Origin of the sequence: Dolichospermum circinale AWQC131C (genome assembly GCF_000426905.1) — a bacterium.
GTDB lineage: Bacteria > Cyanobacteriota > Cyanobacteriia > Cyanobacteriales > Nostocaceae > Dolichospermum > Dolichospermum circinale.
Map to the genome: position 1 here is coordinate 1 of NZ_APIY01000454.1, position 941 is coordinate 941.

Consider the following 941-nt stretch of genomic DNA (forward strand, 5'->3'; position numbering starts at 1 on the left):
ATTTAACTTAAGAATGAGACATTAAGATACACAATAATCACGGATGATTTCATCTAAGGGTGTATTTGAAGGAGCATACATTCTGGCTCTCTTTAAGGCACTAAAATCATGCTCAATATCGTTCAAATCAGGAGAATACTTAGGGAGGAATATGACATGATGACCTGCATCTTCAACTATTTGTTTAATCACTGTTTTTCGATGAATTGGTGCATTATCCATAATCAAAACTGATGTGATGGTTAATGATGGTAATAAATATATTGATAACCAGCCTTCAAAACCTTCTGCATTCAAACTTCCCGTGAATATCATTGGTGCGATTAAATCTTTTTTTCCTTTTCTTCTACCTGCGACTAAGTTTTCTCTTTTTCCTCTCTTTCCTTGCCTATCTCCATAAACCTTTTTCCCTCTTTTTGACCAAGCATAAATACAATCTGGAGATTCTTCAAATCCTGACTCATCAACGAATACTAAACTTTTACTCCCATATATTTTGATTAATTTTCGTAAATCCTGATAATATTTTATCCTTTCTTTTCTACTTCTTTCTCTATAACGTAGTTCTTTTTTTTTCTGGTTATTTTCATTTTTTTGAGTGCCTTAAAAATTGCAGTTGTACTTACGCCGAATTTTTCGGCTCTCTGTTTTAATCTAGCTTCTGGATTTTCTTGTATATCTTTTGACAATTCTCTTATATCTAGCGATCGCTGACGATATTTTACCTTTGTTGCTGCCAATTCCTTTCTCTCCAGCCATCTGTATATTGACGCTCTTCCTATTCCAAACACTTGCGCCGCTTTGGTTACTCTACCACCATTTTCTATATAATCTATTACTTTTTGTCTTAAATCTAAACTATAAGCCATGATTTCTACTCCCATACCTTCTCTCTTCAATCTTATACTCTTTTTGTCTCATTCTTAAGTTAAACTACTATA

At 33.3% G+C, this 941-nt stretch carries 1 pseudogene; it reads right to left on the reverse strand.

Going from position 1 to position 941, the window contains the following annotated elements:
• Nucleotides 1-21: 21 nt before the first annotated feature.
• Nucleotides 22-869 (reverse strand): annotated as a pseudogene (locus ACIR131C_RS24925) (IS630 family transposase).
• Between the last annotated feature and the right edge of the window lie 72 nt (nt 870-941).